The organism is Kitasatospora sp. NPDC001539 (genome assembly GCF_040298565.1).
GTDB lineage: Bacteria > Actinomycetota > Actinomycetes > Streptomycetales > Streptomycetaceae > Kitasatospora.
In genome coordinates, this window is sequence record NZ_JBEPAK010000079.1 from 1 (window position 1) to 20,498 (window position 20,498).

Here is a 20,498-nt window from a genome sequence, read left to right on the forward strand (position 1 = left end):
CTCGGCGGGCCGGGGTGGCGGGGTGGTGGGTCAGGCCCAGGGGTCGCTGAACGAACGGCCGGGGACGGGCTTGGCGATGAGCGCGATGGCGGTGAAGAAGTTCACCTGGCCGATGGCGATGGCGAGGGTCGCGAGCGCCTTGTCGTCGTAGTGCTCGGCGACCTCGGCGTACAGCTCGTCCGGGACGCGCTCGCCGTGCGGGTTGGGCTGGAGCACGGCCTCGACGAGAGCGAGCGCGGCGCGCTCGGGTGCGGTGAAGTACGGGGAGTCGTGCCAGCCGGCGACCGAGGCGATGCGCTCCTCGGACTCGCCGGCCTTGCGCAGGAAGCCGGTGTGCAGGACGGTCAGGTAGGTGCTGCCGGCGATCTGGCCGGCCCGGAGCTGGATCAGGCTGATGGTGCTGCGGGACACCGAGCGATTGCCGACGGCCTTGAACAGCGCGGCCGACACCTCGGCGAGCTCGGGGACGAGCTCCCCGGGGTCGGTGGCGAGGCGGGGGCGTAGCGGGATCTCGGCGGTGATCGAACGGCCGGTGGTCGCGCGGGTGGTCATGGTCGGTTCCTCTCGAGTGATCGGCACCGGTGATCGGCGCCTTCACCGATCCGACGGATCCCGACGCGCATGTGTGACGACCTCCGCGGATCTTTTTTTCCACCCACTCCGCCCCGCCCCCCGGGGCCGCGCTCAGCGCAGCACGGCCGGTGTCGGCCCGTCCGGGCGTACCGTGATGCTGTAGGCGGCGCCGGTCGGCCGGGAGCGGAACTCCAACCGCCCGAGCGGGAGCAGCAGTTCGAGCAGCGCCGTGGTCTCCCGTAGGGCGAACTGGGCGCCGAGGCAGGCGCGGGCGCCCAGGCCGAAGGGCAGGTAGGCGCCCAGCCGGCGGCCGTGCTCCGCGCCGGGGGCGAAGCGCGTCGGGTCGAAGCGCTCCGGGTCGGGCCACAGCTCCGGGTCGCGGTGGGTGAGGTACGGGCAGACCAGCACGTCCGTTCCCGCGGCGATCCGGTGTCCGCCGATCACGTCGTCCTCCACGGCGTGCCGGGGGAGCAGCCAGGCGGAGGGGTAGAGCCTGAGGGTCTCGCTCACCAGCGCCTGCGGGTCGGCGCCGCGGGCGGCCGGGCTGTCGTCGAGCAGCAGGAACAGCCAGGTGAGCGTGGTGGCGGTGGTCTCGTGACCGGCGACCAGCAGGGTGACCAGCTCGTCGCGGATCAACCGGTCGGTGTACTCGGGGTGCCGGGCGGCCGCGCCGACCAGCGTCCGCAGCACGCCGTCCGCCTCCCCGGAGCCGTCGGCCGAGCGCGCGGCCTCGATCGCCGCCTGGGCGACGGCGTCGATCCGGGCGAGGTCCGCGGCGACCGCGTCCCGCGCGTCCGCCGCATCGGTCGGCAGGGTCGGCATGGCGGCCACCACCCGTTCCACCGCCCGCAGCTCGCCGTCCGTACGGTCGTCCAACGGCCGACCGGTGAGCGCCCGCCAGACGGTGTCCAGGGCGAAGCCGCGCATCTCCTCGGCCACGTCGAAGGTCTCCCCGCTGCGCCGGTACCCCTCCCAGCGCTCCGCGGTCCGGCGCGCGGCGGCGGCGATCCGCTGCTCGTAGCGGCGCATTCCCGGACCGGTGAACTGAGCCTGCAGCAGCCGCCGTTGACGCTTCCAGGCGTCGCCGGTCGCGGAGAGCACGCCGTCGCCGACGAGCATCCGGGCCCGGTGCGAGCGCTTGACGTAGCGGTCGGGGTGGCGGCCGAGCACGTGCTGCACCGCGGCCGGGTCGGTCACCAGCACCGTGGGGGTGGGGCCGAGCCGGAAGGCGGCGACGCCGCCGACCCGGCGCCGGGCGCGGGCCAGCAGGTCGACCAACTGGGCCTCCCCGGCCCGCCACTGCTCGACGACGTCCGCCGCCAGCTCGGGGACGGGCTGCGCTTGCGTGCTCACGGGTCCTCTTCTCCTGCGCTCTGCTGATGGGGCGTCGGCTCGACCCTATGCCAGTCCCGCGCCCGCGGGGGTTGCGTCGAACGGGTGGTGGGCCGGCCGGAGGCCTGCGCGGTGCCCCGCCGCACCGTGTGCGAACGGCTACCGTGCCACCGGGCCGACCGGCCCCGGTTCGCCGCGCGAATGGGAGAACACATGCCCGGTACACGGCACTTCGGACGCGGAACGGCCCGAGCGGGCCGCTGGCTGGCGGCCGCGTTGCTCCTCTCCGGACTCGCGGGCTGTTCCGGCGGGGGAGGCGCCTCCGGCCCCACCGGTGTCCCGACCGTCCCGCAGAGCGGCACCGCCGAGGGCACGAGCGGTGGTGGTGGTGGCGGTGGTGGCGGCCAGGGCGGAGGCGAGACCCAGGACGTCCGGACCAGGGAGCACGGAGGAGGCGGGGGGTTCGCGGACGCGGGCAACGTGTCGGCGTCCGCCGCCGGCAGCGGCGACTTCGCCCAGGTCACCCTGTCGACCACGTCCACCCGGACCTTCACGGCGACCCTCAGCGACGTCACCGACTGCACGAAGGGGGCGAAGCCCGCGACCCCGCGCAGCGCGACGGTCACCGTCACCAACGGCACCAGTCAGCCGCAGCAGTTCACCCTGGCCACCAGCACCGCCGGCCCCCGGCCGCTCTGCCTGAACGTGACCATCGACGGCGAGACCAGGTCGTTCAGGGCGGACGGAACGATCCAGGGCACCGGGGCGCCGACGGACGGCGGCACCGGCGGCACCCAGGTCCCGACGGGCGGTACGGGGGTTCCCACGGGCGGCACCGGCGCCCCGAGCGGGAGCCCCTCCTGAGCGGGACGGGGACTCCGGCCGGTGACGAGGCGGGGTGGCGCGCCGACGCGCCGCGCCCGGCGGAGCCCCGGTTCAACTGGGCCGGCTTCCTGACCTCGGTCATCGGCCCGACCACCTTCGTGACCGCGCTGGTCTTCTTCCTGGGCTTCGCCTACACCGACTCCTTCTACCACTACTTCGGCCTGGACGTCGCCACGCTCGGCTTCGGGACGCCGGACCTGCTGCTCCGCGGCTCCCCGGCGCTGTACCTGCCGGTCGGGTGCCTGCTGTTCGGGATGCTGCTGATGGCGCTGGCCTTCCACCTCGCGAGCAGGCGGGGCGCCACCCGGTGGGTCCGCACGGTCTGTCCGGTGCTCGCCGCGACGGCCCTCCCGTTGCTGCTCCTCGGCTTCCTCGCCGGGTTCGAGGTGGTCGATCTGGGCCAGGGCGCGGCGCCGCTGCTGATCGGCGGCGCCCTGCTGCTGGCCGTCCTGGCCAGGGCGCTGTTCGTGCACGTCACGCGCAGCCGCTACCCGCTGCCCGGCGAGCGCGCCGCCGTCGCGGTGGTCGTGGCGATCGTCGTCCTCTGCTCGTTCTGGGCGGCGACCGCGTACGCCCACGTGAAGGGAACCGGCGACGCACGCCGACTGAGCACGCGGCTGTACCAGCGCCCGGCGATGGTCGTCGACACCACGGAGCGCCTCTACCTGGCCTGGCCGGCGGTGCGCGAGTCGCGGCTGGACGACGCCGGGCCGGGACAGCGCTTCCACTACCGCTACCACGGGTTCCGGCTGCTGGCGCAGTACGGTCCGCGGATGATCCTCATTCCCCGCGAATGGACCTGGGACTCCGGCAGCGTCCTCGTCCTGCCGTTGGACGCCGATGTCCGGGTGAGCTTCCACCCCGGGTGAGCGCCTGCCCGCAGTGCCCGAGGCTGCACCGCGCCCGCCCGCACGCGGCTGCGCCGCGGTCCGTCCCCTCGACGGACCGCGGCGCAGCCGGTTCACCGGGTGCCGGTCGGGACCGGCGGTCGGCACCCGCCGGTCACACCCGCTGCCACAGTGCCGGGACGATCGGCGGTTCCCAGCCGACCTGGGCGGTGTGGCCCTGGATGCAGCGGTAGGTGACGCCGTCGTAGGTCACCTGGTCGCCCGCCCGGTACGTGGTGCCGGGCGTCCAGGTGCCGCCGGGGTCCGGGTTCCCGTTGCCCACGACCAGCGTGAAGGCGGTGGTGTGGGTGGCCGAGCCGGTGCCCGTGACGGTGATGCCGTAGGTGCCGGCCGCGGTGTTCGCCGCGGTGGTGACGGTCATCGTGGCCGAGCCGCCGGACTGCACCGAGGAGGGGCTGAAGGCGACCGTGACCCCGGCCGGGGTGCCGGTGGTGGTCAGGTTGACCGTCTGGGCCGAGCCGGAGGTGGTCGCCGTGGCGACGGTGGCGGTGGCGGAGCCGCCGGGCTTGACGGTGGCGGTGGCCGGGTTCACCGAGAGGGAGAAGTCGTTGGCGGGCGTGGTGCCGCCGACCGAGGTCTTCCAGAGGGTGTAGGCCACGCCGTCGGCGGCGCGGTTCAGCGCGGTCGGGTCGATGTTGGCGGTGGTGTCGCAGGACTGGTGGTAGCAGGAGTCGTACGAACGCCCCGCGGTGCCGCCCCACTTGGCGGCCTGGGCGGAGGTCTTCACGGCGTCCGCGCCGGCGGCGTAGCCGGAGGTCGGGATGCCGGCCTGCTGGAAGGAGTAGTCGTCCGAGCGGCCCTGGCCCTCGACGTTCTCCTCCGGTTGGAGGTTGAGCGAGTCCCAGTAGGCCTTCATCGGGGCGGAGGCCGCGGAGGAGAGGTTGTTGATGAAGTAGCCGGCGTTGGGGGAGCCGACCATGTCGAAGTTGTAGTAGGCCTTGATCGCCGAGCGCTGGGTGGAGCTCAGCCGGCCGACGTAGGACTGGGAGCCCTGGAGGCCCTGCTCCTCGCCGGTCCACCAGGCGAACCGGACGTGCCGGGTGAGGCTCGGGTTCTGCTGGGCGAGCACGAGCGCGTTCTCCAGCAGGACGGCCGAGCCGGAGCCGTTGTCGTTGATGCCGGGGCCGGCCGGGACGCTGTCCAGGTGGGCGCCGAACATCGTGACCTGGTCGGACGGGCCGCCGGGCCAGTCGGCGATCAGGTTGTCGGACTGGTAGGTGCAGGAGGTGCAGGTCTGCTGGCTGACGGTGTAGCCCGCGGCCTGCAGCTTGGCCTTGAGGTACGCCACCGACTGGCTGTGCCCGGCGCTGCCGGCCCGGCGGTTGCCGCCGTTCTGGTCGGCGATGGTGTTCAACTGGGCCAGGTGGGCCTGGACCTTGGCCACGTCGATGTCGGGTGCCGGACCGCCCGGGGTGCCCCCGCCGCCGACGGTGAGGGTGTACTGGGCGGTGTGGGTGGCCGCGCCGGCGGTCCCGGTGACGGTGATCACGTACGTTCCGGCCGGAGCGCCGGAGGAGGCCGAGAGGGTCAGCGTGGCGGACGAACCCGCCTGCACGGAGGCGGGGGTGATCGTCGCGGTGACTCCGGTCGGGGCCCCCGAGGCGCTCAGGGTGACGGTCTGCGCGGTGCCCGAGGTGACGGAGGTGGCGACCGTCGCGGTGGTCGAGGCGCCGGGCTGGACGGAGCCGGAGGCCGGGCCGAGCGCGAGCGAGAAGTCGTTGGTGCCGGAGGGCGTGCAGGTCGGGTCGCCGGCCTGGGCGGGCAGGTTGACGGCGTCCCAGGCGGCCTTGGTCCGGTTGTAGAAGGTGCAGGTCGGGTCGAGGTTCTTGGCCGCGGTGAGGGTGGTGGTGCGGTAGCGCTTGTAGGTCATGCCGCTGGTCTTGAGCAGCATGCCGCCGTAGAAGACCTGGCCGGCCTGCTTGACGCCGATGCCCGTGACGGAGGAGCCGTTGCAGGTCGGGCTGGTGGGCTTGCCGCCGCCCGGGTTGGAGCCCATCGCCAGCAGGTAGAACCAGTGGTTCAGCGGGCCGGCCGCCGCGTGGACCTCGGTGCTGGGGATGGCGGAGGAGTAGCAGTCCGGGTCGTTGTTGACCCGGGACGGCTGGTAGAGGCTGCGGATCGGGCCCTGCCCGACCAGGTTGACCTCGCGGCCGACCTGGTAGTCGGGGTAGTCGTAGGGCGCGGGCTGGTTGACGTACTCCTTGGTGAGCGCGCCGAAGATGTCGCCGGTGCCCTCGCCGAGGCCGTTCTCGTTGTCGGCGCCGCCGGGGGTGTACTGGTCGATGCCGTGGCCGAACTCGTGGCCGACGACGTCCTGGGCGGCGATCCACTCGCCGCTCTGGTTGTGCCCGATGGAGACGGAGCTGCCGTCCCAGTAGGCGTTGACGTCGTTGAGGCCGACCTTGACCGGCCAGCTGCCGCCGTTGCCGTCGTGCCCGTTGCGGCCGAGCCAGTCGCGGAGCATGTTCCACTCCTGCTGGGCCGCCCACATGGCGTCGCCGCAGCCGGTCTCCTTGCTGGACGGGCTGCCGGTGCCCCAGGAGTCGGAGGACTTGCTGAACACCTGCCCGGTGCCGTAGTCGGAGCAGCTCAGCCCGGGGCGGCCGGGGTCGCGCAGCGTGTACGTGCCACCGGAGTCGGTGGTGTTGATGGTGAGCGGTCCGGGGCCGTTCCACTTGCTGTTGAGGCTGCCGGCCCGGACGTCGTCGTAGCTGTCGACCACCTCGCCGGTGGCGGCGTCGACGAAGACGTGCAGCCGGCTCGGCGCGCGGTCGGTGCGTCCGGTCAGCACCGTTTCCCAGGCGAGCCGGCTCGTACCGGCCTTGACCCGGACGACGAGGCGGCGGGATTCCACGGTGTCCACCACGGGCAGCCTGGTCCGCGCGGTCCGCTCCGCGTCGACGGCGCTGACCTGCGGGGTCGTCGAGCCGCCGACCGGGCCGGGGGCGGCGGACTGCAGGGCGCGGACCTTGCCCCGTCCGTCGGCGAGGACGACCGCGTCGCCGCCGACCACCGGGAGGCCGCGGTAGCTGCGCTCGTAGGAGACGGAGTAGAGGCCGCCGAGCCAGGGGGTGACGGAGCGGCGCTCGTAGGTCTCGTCGGGGCCCTTGGCGAGCGCGTCGAGTCCGGCCGCGGTCGCGGCGTCGGCGGCGCCGACGGCGGCGGCCAGGGCGCTCGGCGGCGCGGGGGTGGGGGAGGGCGCGGGGGCGGCGCCGGCCGGTCCCGCGGTCGTGACGACCAGGCCGGCCAGTACGGTCAGGGTGGTCGCCGCGGTGAGCAACCGTCCTGGGGAAACTCTGCGTTGCATCGAGGCTCCTCGGGTGTGGGGGTCCTCGACCGCGGACGGCTCGGCTGGTGGCGCACCGCAGGCCGCGTCCGGGGGGCGGCCGGGCGGGCCGTCCGCGCTCGGGTGCCCGAACCCTCACATGGCGTCATGCCCGGGTCAATGGCTGGTGCAGGGCGGGCAAGGCCTTGGCAAATTCCGTCAAGCCGCAGGTGCCGGTCACCGGCGAGCTGGGCGTTTCTCCCAGTGGTTGAGACCACGTCATGTACGGGACGAGCGCCATCGAGTACCGTCCTCAACGTCGGACTCGTCGCAGGGCCCCGCGCCAGGGCCTGTCTCCCGGGAGGCAGCCGTGCACCGGAACCGTTCGGACTCGGCCGCGCTGTCGGCGGAGAGCGGTGCGCCGGAACCGTTCGGCGCCCACGACCCCGACCCCTGGCGGGAGTTCGGCGCTCGGCTACGGCACTGGCGGCGCCGGGCCGGGCTCACCCAGGCGCAACTCGGTGCGGGGATCGGCTACGACCACACCGCGGTCAGCAAGATCGAGCACGGTGCCCGGCGGGTCACCCCCAGGACCGCCGACCGGATGGACGAACTGCTCGATGCCGGCGGGGATCTGCGGTCCGCCTGCGTGCGCGCCGAGGCCGCCGACCAGCCGCTGCGCGCGCCCTTCCCGCCCGGCCTCGTCCGGCCGCCGCTGCCGGGCGGGGCGCCGACCGGGCCGCTCCACGCTCCGGCCGCCGTCCCCGCACCGGCCCGGCTGCCCGACTACGGACTGCTCTGCCCGCTGCACGGAGCCGACGGCTGCCAGGTCCCGGAGAGCGACGAACTCGCGTCTCTCCATGCGGAGTTCTGCGACGCCGCCACCAGTGCCGAGCCGGCCGGCCCGTCACCGCTGGACGCCGCCACCGTCCACGCCCTGACCGGCCTGCTCGCCGCCCAGCTGCGCTCCGGCGAGACCGGGGGGCTGCCGGGCCTGACCGCCGCCGTCGAGCGCACCCTGCACGCGGTGCTCGCCCGGCTGGCCACCGCGTCCGACGCCCAGCGCCGGCCGCTCGCCCGGCTGGCCGCGGAACACGCCCACGCCGCCGGGGCGTTGCGGATGCAGGGCGGCCGCAACGCCACCGCGATGGCCTGCTTCGACCGCGCGCTCAGCTGGGCCGAACTGGCCGCCGACCAGCCGACCCTGGTCGGCACGCTCAGCGACCTGAGCATCCTGGCCCGGTTGGACGGCGATCCGGCCGCCGCGCTGGGCTACGCCCGGGCGATCGACCGGGCCGCCCCCGGGCGGCACTGGGCCGGGGCGATGGGCCGGATCAGCCGGGCCCGCGCCCACGCCCTGACCGGGGACGTCCGGACCACCCTCCGGCAGATCGACCTGGCCCGGGCGCACCTGGACCGGATGGACGAGCGGGACGAGGCGGACGTGCCCTGGCTGTCCATCGCCTCGATGCGGCTGCGGGTCGAGTCCGCCGCGGCCGCCGCCCTGCGCGACCTCTCCGCCGCCGTGGACGACCCGGGGCTGGCCCGCCGGGCGCTGGCCGCCACCGAGACGGCGCTCGGACTGCTCGGCCCGGGCCAGCTGCCGTCCAGCCGGCTGCTGTTCACCGTGCGCGCGGCCGACTGCCACGTCTGCGCCCACGACCCGGGCGCGGCCGTCGAACTCCTCGGGCCCGCCCTGGAGTCCGCCGCGGCCACCGCCCTGCCCGCGCTGGTCGGGTACGAGCTGCGCGCCCTGCGCGCCCGGCTGGCGGCGCACGCCCCGCAGGCCGCCCACCTGCTGGCGGAGCTGGTCGGGCGCTGACCCCGTTCGGTCGGGCGCGTGACGGCGTCCGGTCCCCGGCTGGGTGCGCCTCGCGCCGGGTTCCGATGGTTCGCCCTCGAATGCGCCCCCGTCGCGCCGATCCGGCGTCAACTTCGTGCGCGGACCGTCCGCCGATCGAGTCATTTATGGCGTTAACACGTCGAATGACTGCCCCGGCGTTCGGCTCCCGCTAGAGTCTCTGGCGTTTCCAGTCGTTTGTCAGCGAAGAACAAGGGGGCGCGTGCTGTCCGTCATCGCACGCCGGCTCACCCGTCCGCTTCCGCCCCGGAGGGATGCGGCGTGCGGTCGTCACCTCGCCGCGCTTGCACCGGGCGCCCGGCCCGGTCCGCTCCCCGGCGCCGCGCGTCGACCCCCTCGGGTTGGTCCGCCCGGTGCCGCCGCCAGCGGCGGAGGCCCGGTCGGCTGGGCCGTTCGGCGACCGCCCCGGGAATTGCGGGGACAAGGGTGTGAATGATTTCTCCGGCACCCCCGCCGCGCGCTCACGGCTCCAACTCCGGGCGTCTCCGATCGGCTTCTCGGCGTATTCAGTGTTCGTGGTCGGATTACTCATTCCGGTACATGGGTATTCCGTCCCCACCGACATCGTCGTCCACCCCGGTCGGCTCGGCCGCGCCCCGGCCGTGCTCCCGACCAGCGGTGAGCTCCCCGCCACCCCGCCGCATCCAAGGCGCCCGACCAGGGCTGCCGAGCGGCCCGCCTGACCCCCGGCCCGAGAAGCCGCCCCAGCCACCCGCGCCGTCCCGCCACCGACCCCGGATTGGACCATGACCACCTCGCCCTTCGCCGTGCCCAGCGACCGGATCGCGATCACCGGGATCGGCTGCCGCCTGCCGGGCCACGCCAACGACCACCGGACCTACTGGCGGAACCTGATCGAGGGTCGGGACTGCCTCACCGACACCCCCGCCGACCGGTACGACACCCGCACCCTGGGCAGCCGGGACCGCGCCAAGCCGGGGCGGCTGATCGGCGGCCGGGGCGGTTACATCGACGGCTTCGACACCTTCGACCCGGCCTTCTTCGGCATCAGCCCGCGCGAGGCCGAGCACATGGACCCGCAGCAGCGCAAGCTCCTGGAGGTCAGCTGGGAGGCGCTGGAGGACGGCGGACTGCGCCCCGGCGAGTTGGCCGGGCGCGACGTCGGCGTCTACATGGGCGCCTTCACCCTGGACTGGAAGATCCTGCAGTTCGCCGACCTCGACTTCGCCACCATCGCCGCGCACACCGCCACCGGCACCATGATGACCATGGTGTCGAACCGGATCTCGCACTGCTTCGACTTCCGCGGCCCCAGCGTCTCGATCGACACCGCCTGCAGCTCCTCGCTGGTCGCCGTCCACCTGGCCTGCCAGAGCCTGCTCCGCGGCGAGACCGAACTCGCCCTGGCGGGCGGCGCGTTGCTGCACATGGCCCCGCAGTACACGATCGCCGAGACCAAGGGCGGCTTCCTCTCCGCGGACGGCCGCTCCCGCGCCTTCGACGCCTCCGCCGACGGCTACGTCCGCGCCGAGGGCGTCGGCGTGGTGGTGCTCAAGCGGCTCTCCGACGCCCTGCGCGACGGCGACCCGGTGCACGCCGTGATCCTCGGCAGCGGCGTCAACCAGGACGGCCGCACCAACGGCATCACCGTCCCCAGCGCGGACGCCCAGGTCGCCCTGATCGAGCGGGTCTGCGCCGAGGCCGGGGTGCTGCCCGGCAGCCTGCAGTACGTCGAGGCGCACGGCACCTCCACCCCGGTCGGCGACCCGATCGAGGCCGCCGCGCTCGGCCGGGTGCTGGGCCTCGGCCGCCGCTTCGGCGACCGCTGCTACGTCGGCTCGGTCAAGACCAACATCGGGCACACCGAGGCCGCCGCCGGCGTCGCCGGGCTGATCAAGACCGCGCTGGCCCTCGAGCACCGCCGCATCCCGCCGCACCTCAACCTGGAGCGGCCCAACCCCGGCATCGACCTGGCCGCGCTGCCCTTCGAGATCCCGACCGCAGCCGTCGACTGGCCCGAGCACGAGGGCCCGGCCCGCGCGGGCGTCAACTCCTTCGGCTTCGGCGGCACCAACGCCCACGTGCTGCTGGAGGAGCCGCCGCCGCCCGCCCCGGCCGCCGCCGGGACGCCGCGGCCGGCCGTCACGGTGCTGCCGCTGAGCACCCGGGACGCCGCCGGCCTGCCCGAACTGGCCGGAGCCCTCCGCGCGGAACTCGCCGCCGGAACGGCGCTCACCGACCTCGGCCACACCCTGGCCCACCGCCGCCAGCACCTGTCCGAGCGGCTCGCCGTGGTCCACTCCGGGCCGCAGGACCTCGACGAGGCACTGGCCGCCTGCGAGCGCGGCGAGGCCCACCCCCGGGTCGTCCGGGGCAGCGCCCTGGAACGCCGGCAGCGGCGGCTGGCCTGGGTGTTCACCGGCATGGGCCCGCAGTGGTGGGGGATGGGCCGCGGGCTCTACGAGAGCGAGCCGGTCTACCGCGAGGCCGTCCGGGCGGTCGACCGGGAGATCCGCGAGCAGGCCGGCTGGTCACTGCTGGAGGAACTGGGCCGCGACGAGGCCGACTCCCGGATGGCCGAGACCTGGCTCGCCCAGCCCGCCAACTTCGCGCTCCAGGTGGGAATCTCGGCACTCTGGCGCAGCCACGGCCTGGTACCGGACGCGGTGGTCGGGCACAGCACCGGCGAGGTCGCCGCCTTCCACGAGGCCGGGGTGTACGACCTGCCCGACGCCGTCCGGGTGGTGCTCGCCCGCAGCGGGCTCCAGCAGCGCCTGGCCGGCACGGGCTCGATGCTCGCGGTCGGCCTGCCGGAGGCCGAGGCCGAGCGGCGGATCCGCCCGTACGCCGACCGGATCTCGCTCGGCGCCGTCAACAGCCCCTCCGCCGTGACCCTCGCGGGGGACACCGAGGCCCTGCGCGAACTCGCCGGGGAGCTCGACCAGCAGGGCGTGTTCGCCCGCCTGCTGGACGTCGAAGTCCCCTACCACAGCGTGCGGATGGACCCGATCCGGGACGAGCTGGTCACCGCGCTCGCCGGGATCAAGCCGCGCGAGGCGCAGCTGCCGCTCTACCTGACCGCCGCCGAAGGGCTCGCCCGGGGCCCGGAGCTGGACGGCGAGTACTGGTGGCGCAACGTCCGCAACCCGGTCCGGTTCCGGTCCGCCGTCGAGCGGATGGCCGAGGACGGCCACCGGCTCTTCCTGGAGATCGGCCCGCACCCGGTGCTCGGGCACGCGATCCGCGAGTGCGCCGAGCAGGCGCACACCCTGCCCTCGATCCGCCGCCAGCAGGACGAGCCCGAGCGCCTCGCCCGCACCCTGGCCGAACTGCACACCCTGGGAGTCGAGTTCAGCTGGGACGCGCTGCACCCGGCGGGGCGCCCGGTGCCGCTGCCCGGCTATCCGTGGCGGCGCGACCGGTACTGGGTCGAGCCCCGGCCGGTGGAGCAGGTCCGGCTCGGGCGGGTCGACCACCCGCTGCTCGGCCGCCGCACCGCGAGCGCCCAGCCCAACTGGACCACCGCGCTCGACCCGGAGCGGCTGCCCTACCTGGACGACCACCGGATCGACGGGCAGGTCGTCTTCCCGGCCGCCGGGTACCTGGAGATGGCCGCCCAGGCCGTCCGGGCGCTCACCGGCGGCACCGAGGTGGTGCTGGCCGAGGTCGAGCTGAGCCGGGCGCTGTTCCTCTCCGAGTCCGAGCCGGTGCCCGTCCAGTTCGGCTACGCGCCCGAGGACGCCCGCTTCACCATCGCCTCCACCCCGCCCGGCGGCGAGCCCGCCGTGCACGCGAGCGGCCGGGTCCGCACCGGCCAGCGCCGCGCCCACCGGCCGGCACCGGACCTCGACGCGCTCCGCGCCCGGGGGCAGCGGCTCGACGGCCCGGACTGCTACCGGCGCCTCGCCGAGCGCGGCTACCACTACGGGCCCGCCTTCCAGGCCATCGCCGAGGTCTGGGCCGGCCCCGGGGAGGCGCTCGCCCTGATCCGCCCCACGCCGCAGCTCGGGCCCGGTGCGGCCGACCACCACCTGCACCCGGTCCTCCTGGACGCCTGCTTCCAGACCCTGCTGACCACCCGGCTGCACGCCCCCGAGGACGGCAGCGTCCGCCTGCCCGTCTCGATCGAGGAGGTCCGGCTCGACGAGGCCGGTGCCCGGCCGCTGTGGGCGCACGCCACCGTCGTCCGGGAGGACGCCGAGGAACTCGTCGGCGACCTCGCCCTCTACGGCGAGGACGGCACCCCGCTCGGCCGGATCACCGGCTTCCGGGTCGCCGACGTCGCCCGGGCCTCGGGCTCGGTGGGCCTGGCCACCATCGACGGCTGGCTCACCGAACTCGCCTGGACCGAGGCCCCCGCGGCCGCGGCCGACCACCCCACCGGCGACCTGCTGCTGTTCGCGGACGACGGCGGCCTCGCCGAACGGCTGGCGGCCCTCGCCGCCGAACGCGGCACCCGCTGCCACCTCGTCCGCCCCGGCGCCTCCTACCGGCTGGGCGACGGCGAGGCGACGGTGCGGCCCGACTCCGCCGAGGACCTCCAGCGGCTGTTCGCCGAACTGGACCCGGCGTACCGGACGGTCGTCCACCTGTGGAACCTCGACCTGCCCGCCCTGGACGCCGTCGAAGCCGGGCAGCTGGACCGGCTCGCCACCCTCGGCGCCTACTCGCTGATCACCCTCGCCCAGGCCCTGCCCGCCGCCCGCCCGGACGGCCGGCTGCACATCGTCACCCGGGGCACCCAGGCCGCCGCGCCGCACGACCGGGTCGAACCGCTCGGCGCCCCCGCCTGGGGCATCGGCCGGGTGCTGTGGCAGCAGGAACTCGTCGCCCAGCGCGGCAGCCTGATCGACCTCGACCCGGCCGCCCCGGCCACCGACCAGGCCGAGGCGCTGCTCGCCGAACTCACCGCCGGCGGCGAGCAGGAGATCGCCCTGCGCGGCGGCGGCCGGCTCACCAGCCGGCTGCGCCGCGCCGAGGGCCTCACCCGTCCGCTGCCGCCGGTCCTGCGCCCCGACGGCAGCTACCTGGTCACCGGGGCCTTCGGGGCCCTCGGCCGGCTGCTCTGCCGCACCCTGGTCAAGCGCGGCGCCCGGCGGCTGGTCCTGGTCGGCCGCACCGCCCTGCCGGAGCGGACCGAGTGGCAGGCCGTCGACCCGGCGAGCCCCGCCGGCGAGCGGATCGCCTTCCTGCGCGAACTCGAGGCGCTCGGCGCCGAACCGCTGCTCGCCCCGGTGGACGTCACCCACGAAGCCGCCCTCGCCGCCTGGCTCGCCGACTACCGCAGGCGCGAACTCCCGCCGATCCGCGGGGTGTTCCACCTCGCCGGGCAGGTCCGGGACACCCTGCTCGCCCAGATGGACCGCCCGGCCTTCGACGCCGGCTACAGCCCCAAGGTCGTCGGCGGCCACCTGCTGCACCGGCTGCTGGCCGCCGAACCGCTCGACCACTTCGTGCTGTTCGCCTCCGTCGCCTCGCTGCTCACCACCGCCGGACAGACCAACTACGCGGCCGGGAACGCCTTCCTGGACGCGCTGGCCCACCACCGCCGGGCCGACGGCCTGCCCGCGCTCAGCCTCGACTGGGGCCCCTGGGCCACCGGCATGATCGAGGAGCTCGGCCTGGTCGCCCACTACCGCGACGCCCGCGGCATGAGCTCGCTGCCCCCGGAGGCCGGAACGGCCGTGCTGGAGCGCGTCCTCGGGCAGGACCGGGCCCAGCTGCTGGTCGCCACCGTCGTCGACTGGCCGACCTTCCTCGCCTGGTACCCCGCCCCGCCGCCGCTGGTCGCCGACCTCGCGGCGAGCGCCGCCGAGCAGGCCCCGGCCGAGACCGGCGGCTTCCTGGACGCGTACCGCGCGGCCGACCCCCAGGCCCGCCGGCAGCTGGTCGCCGAGCGGTTCACCGCGGCCGCCGCGGCCGTGCTGCGCACCGGCACCGAACGGATCGCCGAGGACACCAGACTCGGCGCCCACGGCCTCGACTCGCTGCTCGCGATGGAGCTGCGGGCCCGGGTGCACGGCGAACTCGGCGTCGCCCTCCCGGTGGTGGCGCTGCTCAGCAACGGCACCGTCGCCGACCTGGTGGACCTGCTCACCGAGGGCCTTGCCGAACGGCTGGCCGCCGAGGGCGGCCCGGAGCAGGCAGAGATCGAGGTCCACACCGACGAGACCCGGTACCCGCTCACCCACAACCAGCAGGCGCTGTGGTTCCTGCGCCAGCTGCACCCGGACGGCTTCGCGTACAACATCGGCGGCGCCGTCGAGGTGCGGGCCGAACTCGACCCCGACCTGGTGTTCGCGGCCTTCGCCCTCCTGGTCGACCGGCACCCCGGGCTGCGCGCCGCCTTCACCGCCGAGGAGGGGCGGCCCGTCCAGCGGATCCGCGCCGAAGTCGTCCCCGACACCGGCCTGTTCGACGTCGAGGGCCGCCCCTGGGAGGAGATCCACGAGCTGATCGTCCAGGAGTACCGGCGCCCGTACGACCTCGCCGAGGACCAGCTGGTGCGGCTGCGGCTGTTCCGGCGCGGGCCGGACCGCTGGGTGCTGATGAAGGCCGTCCACCACATCGTCTCCGACGCGATCTCCACCTTCACCTTCATCGAGGAGCTGTTCGAGGTCTACGAGGCGCTGCGCCGGGGCCTCACCCCCGAACTGCCCCCGGTGGCCGCGCGCTACCTGGACTTCCTCAACCACCAGAACCGCTTCCTGGCCGGGCCGCAGGCGCAGCGGATGCTCGACTACTGGCGCGGGCACCTGCCGGCCGAGATCCCGGTGCTGGCGCTGCCCACCGACAAGCCGCGCCCGCCGGTGCAGACCCACAACGGCGCCTCCGAGTTCTTCCAACTGGACGCCGAGCTGACCGCCCGGGTCCACGAGCTGGCCCGCGCCCACGGCGCCACCCCGTTCATGGTGCTGCTCAGCGCCTACTACCTGCTGCTGCACCGGTGGTCCGGGCAGCCGGACATCGTGGTCGGCAGCCCCGTCACCGGCCGCACCCGGGAGGAGTTCGCCTCCGTCTACGGCTACTTCGTCAACCCGCTGCCGCTGCACGTGAGCCTGGCCGGCGAGCCCACGGTGGCCGAGCTGCTGGCCCGGGTGCGGGAGAGCGTGCTCGGCGGCCTCGACAACCAGGAGTACCCGTTCCCGCTGCTGGTCGAGCAGCTGGGGCTGCAGCACGACCCGAGCCGCTCCGCGGTGTTCCAGGCGATGTTCATCCTGCTCACCCACAAGGTCGCCGTGGAGCGATTCGGGTACCGCCTGGAGTACATCGAACTCCCGGAGGAGGAGGGCCAGTTCGACCTCACCCTGTCCGCCTACGAGGACCGCGTGGACGGCTGCTTCCACTGCGTCTTCAAGTACAACTCCGACCTCTTCGAGCCCGCGACCGTCCAGCGGCTGGCCGCCCACTACCGCAACCTGCTGGACGCCATGACGCGGGCCGCCGAGCGCGAGCCGGTCGGCCGGCTGCGGATGCTGGACGACGCCGAACGCCGCCGGATCCTCACCGACTTCAGCGGCGCCGACCGGCGCGTCGACCACCCCGTGCCGGTGCCCGAGCTGATCGCCAAGGCCGCCGCCGAGCACCCCGAGGCCGTCGCGGTGGCAGCCCCAGGCCGGGGCGGCGTCCGGCGGCTGACCTACGGCGAACTCGACCGGAACTCCCAGCGGACCGCAGCCCGGCTGGGCGAACTGGGTGTCGGCGAGGGATCGGTGGTCGCGGTCTGCCTGGACAAGTCGCCCGAGCTGATCACCACCCTGCTGGCGATCTGGCGGGCCGGCGCCGCCTACCTGCCGCTCGACCCCGGGCACCCGGCCGACCGGCTCGCCTACCAGGTGGCCGACGCCGGGGCGGCCCTGGTCGTGGTGGACGAGCACCGCCCGCCGGCCGCCGAACTGCCCGCCCCGCTGGTCACCCTGGAGGAGCTGGACCGGCCGGCCACCGCCACCGGGCCGCTGCCCGCCGCGGACCCGGACCGGGCGGCGTACGTGATCCACACCTCGGGCTCCACCGGGCGCCCGAAGGCCGTCCGGGTCGACCACCGCAACCTGGCCGCGGTCACGGCCGGCTGGCGGCAGGAGTACCGGCTGGACACCGAGGTGCGGGTGCACCTGCAGATGGCCGGCACCGCCTTCGACGTGTTCTCCGGAGACCTCGCCCGGGCGCTCGGCACCGGCGGCACGCTCGTCCTGGTCGACCGCGACCTGCTCTTCGACACCGGCCGGCTGTACCGGGTGATGCGGGACGAGGCGGTGGACTGCGGCGAGTTCGTGCCCGCGGTGGCCCGCGCCCTGCTGGCCCACTGCGAGCGCGAGGACCTGCGGCTGGACTTCCTGCGGCTGCTGGTCGTCGGATCCGACTCCTGGAAGGCCGCCGAGCACCGGCGGCTGCACGCGCTGTGCGGGCCGCGGACCAGGCTGGTCAACTCCTACGGCCTGACCGAGGCCACCGTCGACAGCAGCTACTACGAGGGCACCGCCGAGGAACTGGAACCGGGCCGGATGGTCCCGATCGGCCGGCCCTTCCCGAACAGCGCGCTGTACGTCCTCGACCGGTACGGCGAGCCCGTCCCGGCCGGAGTCCCCGGCGAACTGTGGATCGGCGGCGCCGGCGTGGCCGCCGGCTACCCGAACGACCCGGAGCAGACCGAACGGCGCTTCGTCACCCTCGACTTCGACGGCACCCCGCTGCGGCTCTACCGCACCGGTGACCTCGGCCACTGGGACACCGCCGGCACCGCGCACCTGCTCGGCCGGATCGACAACCAGGTCAAGGTGCGCGGCCACCGGATCGAGCCCGGGGAGATCGAGGCCCACCTCACGGCGCTGCCCGAACTCGCCCAGGCCTGCGTGGCGGTCCGGCCGGACGCCTCGGGCGAGTCCGTGCTGGTCGCCTACCTGGTGGCCGCCGAGGGCGTCCGACTGGACCGCCGTGAACTGCGCCGCCACCTCGCCGAGCACCTGCCCACCGTGATGATCCCCTCCTACCTCACCGAACTGCCGGCCCTGCCGCTCACCCCGAACGGCAAGGTCGACCTCGCCGCCCTGCCCGAGCCCGAGGCCGACACCGGCGGCGAGCGGCACGAACCCCCCGTCACCCTCTACGAGCTCAGCGTCGCCGAGCACTGGAAGAACCTGCTGGGCCTGGAGGACGTCGGACTCCAGCACGACTTCTTCGAGCTCGGCGGCAGCTCGATCCGGCTGATCGAGCTGATCCACCACCTGCAGACCGAGTTCAACATCAGCATCCCGGTCAGCCTGCTGTTCAAGGTCACCACCCTGCACGGCATGGCCCGCACCGTCGAGCAGATCATCACCGGCGAGGTGGCCGGCGGCGAGCCCTACCTGTGGTTCAACCCCGGGGCGCCCGAGACGCGCACGGTCTTCTGCTTCCCGCCGGCGGGCGGCCACGGCCTGGTCTACCGGCAGCTGGCCGCGCACCTCCCCGAACACCGGTTCGCCGCGTTCAACTACCTCACCGGCGACGACAAGACCGCCCGCTACGCGGACCTGGTCGAGGCGCTGCACGCCCCGGGACCGTACGTCCTGCTCGGCTACTCGCTCGGCGGCAACCTCGCCTTCGAGGTGGCCAAGGAACTGGAACGGCGCGGCCGCACCGTCGCCTCGGTCCTGCTGGTGGACGCCTACCGGACCGTGGAGGCCTTCGACCTGGGCGAGGAGCACGTGGCCGTCTTCGAACGGGAACTGCGCGAGCACCTGCACCGGCACACCGGCTCGCGGATCGTCGCCCAGGAGACCCTGGAACAGGCCCGGGACTACCTGGAGTTCTGCAGCCGGACCCCCAACACGGGCACGGTGAGGGCCCAGCTCGACGTGGTCTGCGAGCGCGACCGCCTCGGCGTCCACGCCGGCGGCGAGAGCGGGTCCTGGCACGGCGCCTCCACCACCGGCACCGCCGTGTACGCCGGGCACGGCAGCCACGCCGAGATGCTCGACGGCGGGTTCGCCGCCCGAAACGCCGAACTCGCGGGCGCCATCCTGGCCGGAGGCACCGCCGATGGCCGCGGCTGACCGCGGGCCGGACTGGTCCGCCAGGGAGCGGGCCGACGGCGGCCCGCCCCGGGTGATCGTGATCGGGGCCGGCCTGGCCGGCCTCGCCACCGGCTGCTACGCCCAGATGAGCGGACTGGAGACGCGGATCTTCGAGAAGCACGTCCTCCCCGGCGGCTGCTGCACCGCGTGGTCCCGGCACGGCTACCTCTTCGACTACTGCATCGACTGGCTGATCGGCACCGCCGAGGGCACCGGCGCCCACCAGGTCTGGCGGGAGCTCGGCGCGCTGGACGGCAAGTCGGTGGCGCACTTCGACACCTTCAACCGGGTCGTCGACGAGCACGGCCGGTCCGTCACCTTCCACACCGACCCGGACCGGCTCGAGGCCCACCTGCTGGCCCTCGCCCCCGGCGACGCCGCGCCGATCCGGGCCTTCTGCAAGGACCTGCGCCGCTTCGCCGCGATCGACCTGCCCTGGGACCTCACCCCGCCGCCGCTGCGCACGGCGGCCGAACGGCTGCGCACCCTGCGCGCCGTCCTGCCCGCCTTCCGGCTGTTCTGGCGCACCGCGACCACCCCGATGAGCGGCTTCGCGGAGCGCTTCCAGGATCCGCTGCTGCGCCGGGCCTTCCCGAACATGTTCCTCCAGGAGCCGGCCGGGTTCCCGCTGCTGCCGTACCTGTACACCCTGGCCGCCGCGCACACCGGCAACGCGGGCTTCCCCCAGGGCGGCTCGCTGGGGCTGGCCCGCTCGGTGGAGGAGCGGTACACCGCGCTCGGCGGGGTGATCGGCTACCGCTGCCGGGTGGACCGGATCCTGGTCGAGGACGGCCGCGCCGTGGGCGTCGAACTGCGCGACGGATCACGGCACTTCGCCGATCACGTGGTGGCCGCCTGCGACGGCCCGACGGTCCTCGACCGGCTGCTCGGCGGCCGCTACTCCAGCCCCGCCACCGACCGGCTGTACGGCGAGCTCCTTGACAAGCCCGGCAACCTCTACCCGGCCGTGGTGTCCGCCTTCGTCGGCGTCGACGGCCCGCTGCCGGCCGGTGAACCGCACAGCACCACCTACCTGCTCCCGCCCGAGCAGGGCGCCCGGCTCCCCGGCTCGCTCCAGCACAGCCTGGTGGTGCAACTGCGCTCCCAGTACGCGGAGGGCTTCGCCCCACCGGGCAAGTCGGTGCTGCACTGCACCTACTTCAGCGACTACCGCTCCTGGAAGGAGCTGCGCGTGCGCGACCGCCGGGCCTACCGGGCCCGCAAGCAGGAAGTCGCCTCGTTCGTCCGGGAGTTCCTGGCGCGGACCCACCCGGGGCTCGCCGGGCGGATCGAACTGGTCGACGTCGCCTCGCCGGTGACCACCGAGCGGTTCACCGGCAACACCTACGGCAGCATCCTCGCCTGGCAGGCCTTCTCGGAGGCCGAGGACGCCGCCAACCGCCTGGTCAACCGGGACCGGATGCGACTGCCGGGCCTCAAGGGCTTCTCCATGGCCGGGCAGTGGACCTCGCTCGGCGGCCTCATCCGGGCCGCCACCAGCGGCCGGTACGCCGCCCAGTACCTCTGCCGGGAACTCGGCCGGCCCTTCCGGGCCCGGCCCAGCGACAACCAGGAACCCTGGCACGCGGGCAAGTGGGGCCGCCTGCCGCAACTCGACCGGGCCACCGCGGGCCGGCTGGCCGTCGGAGGGCCGGAATGAC

At 74.6% G+C, this 20,498-nt stretch carries 8 protein-coding genes; 5 read left to right on the forward strand and 3 right to left on the reverse strand.

Translation table 11 applies throughout. The features are described from left to right. Positions 1 to 30 precede the first annotated feature (30 nt). Entirely contained in the window at positions 31 to 552 is a 522-nt protein-coding gene (locus tag ABT247_RS15030; protein ID WP_350742773.1) for a carboxymuconolactone decarboxylase family protein, read from the reverse strand. A gap of 132 nt (positions 553 to 684) precedes the next feature. Then, on the reverse strand, positions 685 to 1,926 hold the full coding sequence (locus ABT247_RS15035) for a cytochrome P450 (RefSeq protein WP_350742775.1): 1,242 nt from the start codon (positions 1,924 to 1,926) through the stop codon (positions 685 to 687). A gap of 192 nt (positions 1,927 to 2,118) precedes the next feature. Here ABT247_RS15035 and ABT247_RS15040 point away from each other — a divergent pair, with 192 nt between their 5' ends. Then, positions 2,119 to 2,769, forward strand: coding sequence for a hypothetical protein (locus ABT247_RS15040; protein WP_350742777.1), 651 nt, complete (start codon positions 2,119 to 2,121; stop codon positions 2,767 to 2,769). 119 nt (positions 2,770 to 2,888) lie between these two features. Next, complete coding sequence (locus ABT247_RS15045) at positions 2,889 to 3,659, forward strand: hypothetical protein (protein WP_350742779.1); 771 nt, start codon at positions 2,889 to 2,891, stop codon at positions 3,657 to 3,659. Between the two features lie 133 nt (positions 3,660 to 3,792). Here ABT247_RS15045 and ABT247_RS15050 read toward each other — a convergent pair whose 3' ends face one another. Beyond that, positions 3,793 to 7,005, reverse strand: a complete 3,213-nt coding sequence (locus tag ABT247_RS15050; RefSeq protein ID WP_350742782.1) for a M28 family peptidase — start codon at positions 7,003 to 7,005, stop codon at positions 3,793 to 3,795. 328 nt (positions 7,006 to 7,333) lie between these two features. On the opposite strand from ABT247_RS15050, the gene ABT247_RS15055 reads away from it, so the two are divergent. From ABT247_RS15055 to ABT247_RS15065, 3 genes are all read left to right on the forward strand, one after another. Continuing rightward, positions 7,334 to 8,785, forward strand: a complete 1,452-nt coding sequence (locus tag ABT247_RS15055) for a helix-turn-helix domain-containing protein (RefSeq protein WP_350742784.1) — start codon at positions 7,334 to 7,336, stop codon at positions 8,783 to 8,785. A 785-nt stretch (positions 8,786 to 9,570) separates the two neighbouring features. Then, a complete protein-coding gene (locus tag ABT247_RS15060) occupies positions 9,571 to 18,816 on the forward strand; it encodes a non-ribosomal peptide synthetase/type I polyketide synthase (protein ID WP_350742786.1) in 9,246 nt (3,081 codons plus the stop codon). After that, entirely contained in the window at positions 18,803 to 20,497 is a 1,695-nt protein-coding gene (locus tag ABT247_RS15065) for a phytoene desaturase family protein (protein WP_350742788.1), read from the forward strand. The genes ABT247_RS15060 and ABT247_RS15065 overlap by 14 nt, the downstream gene beginning before the upstream one ends. Position 20,498: the final 1 nt, after the last annotated feature.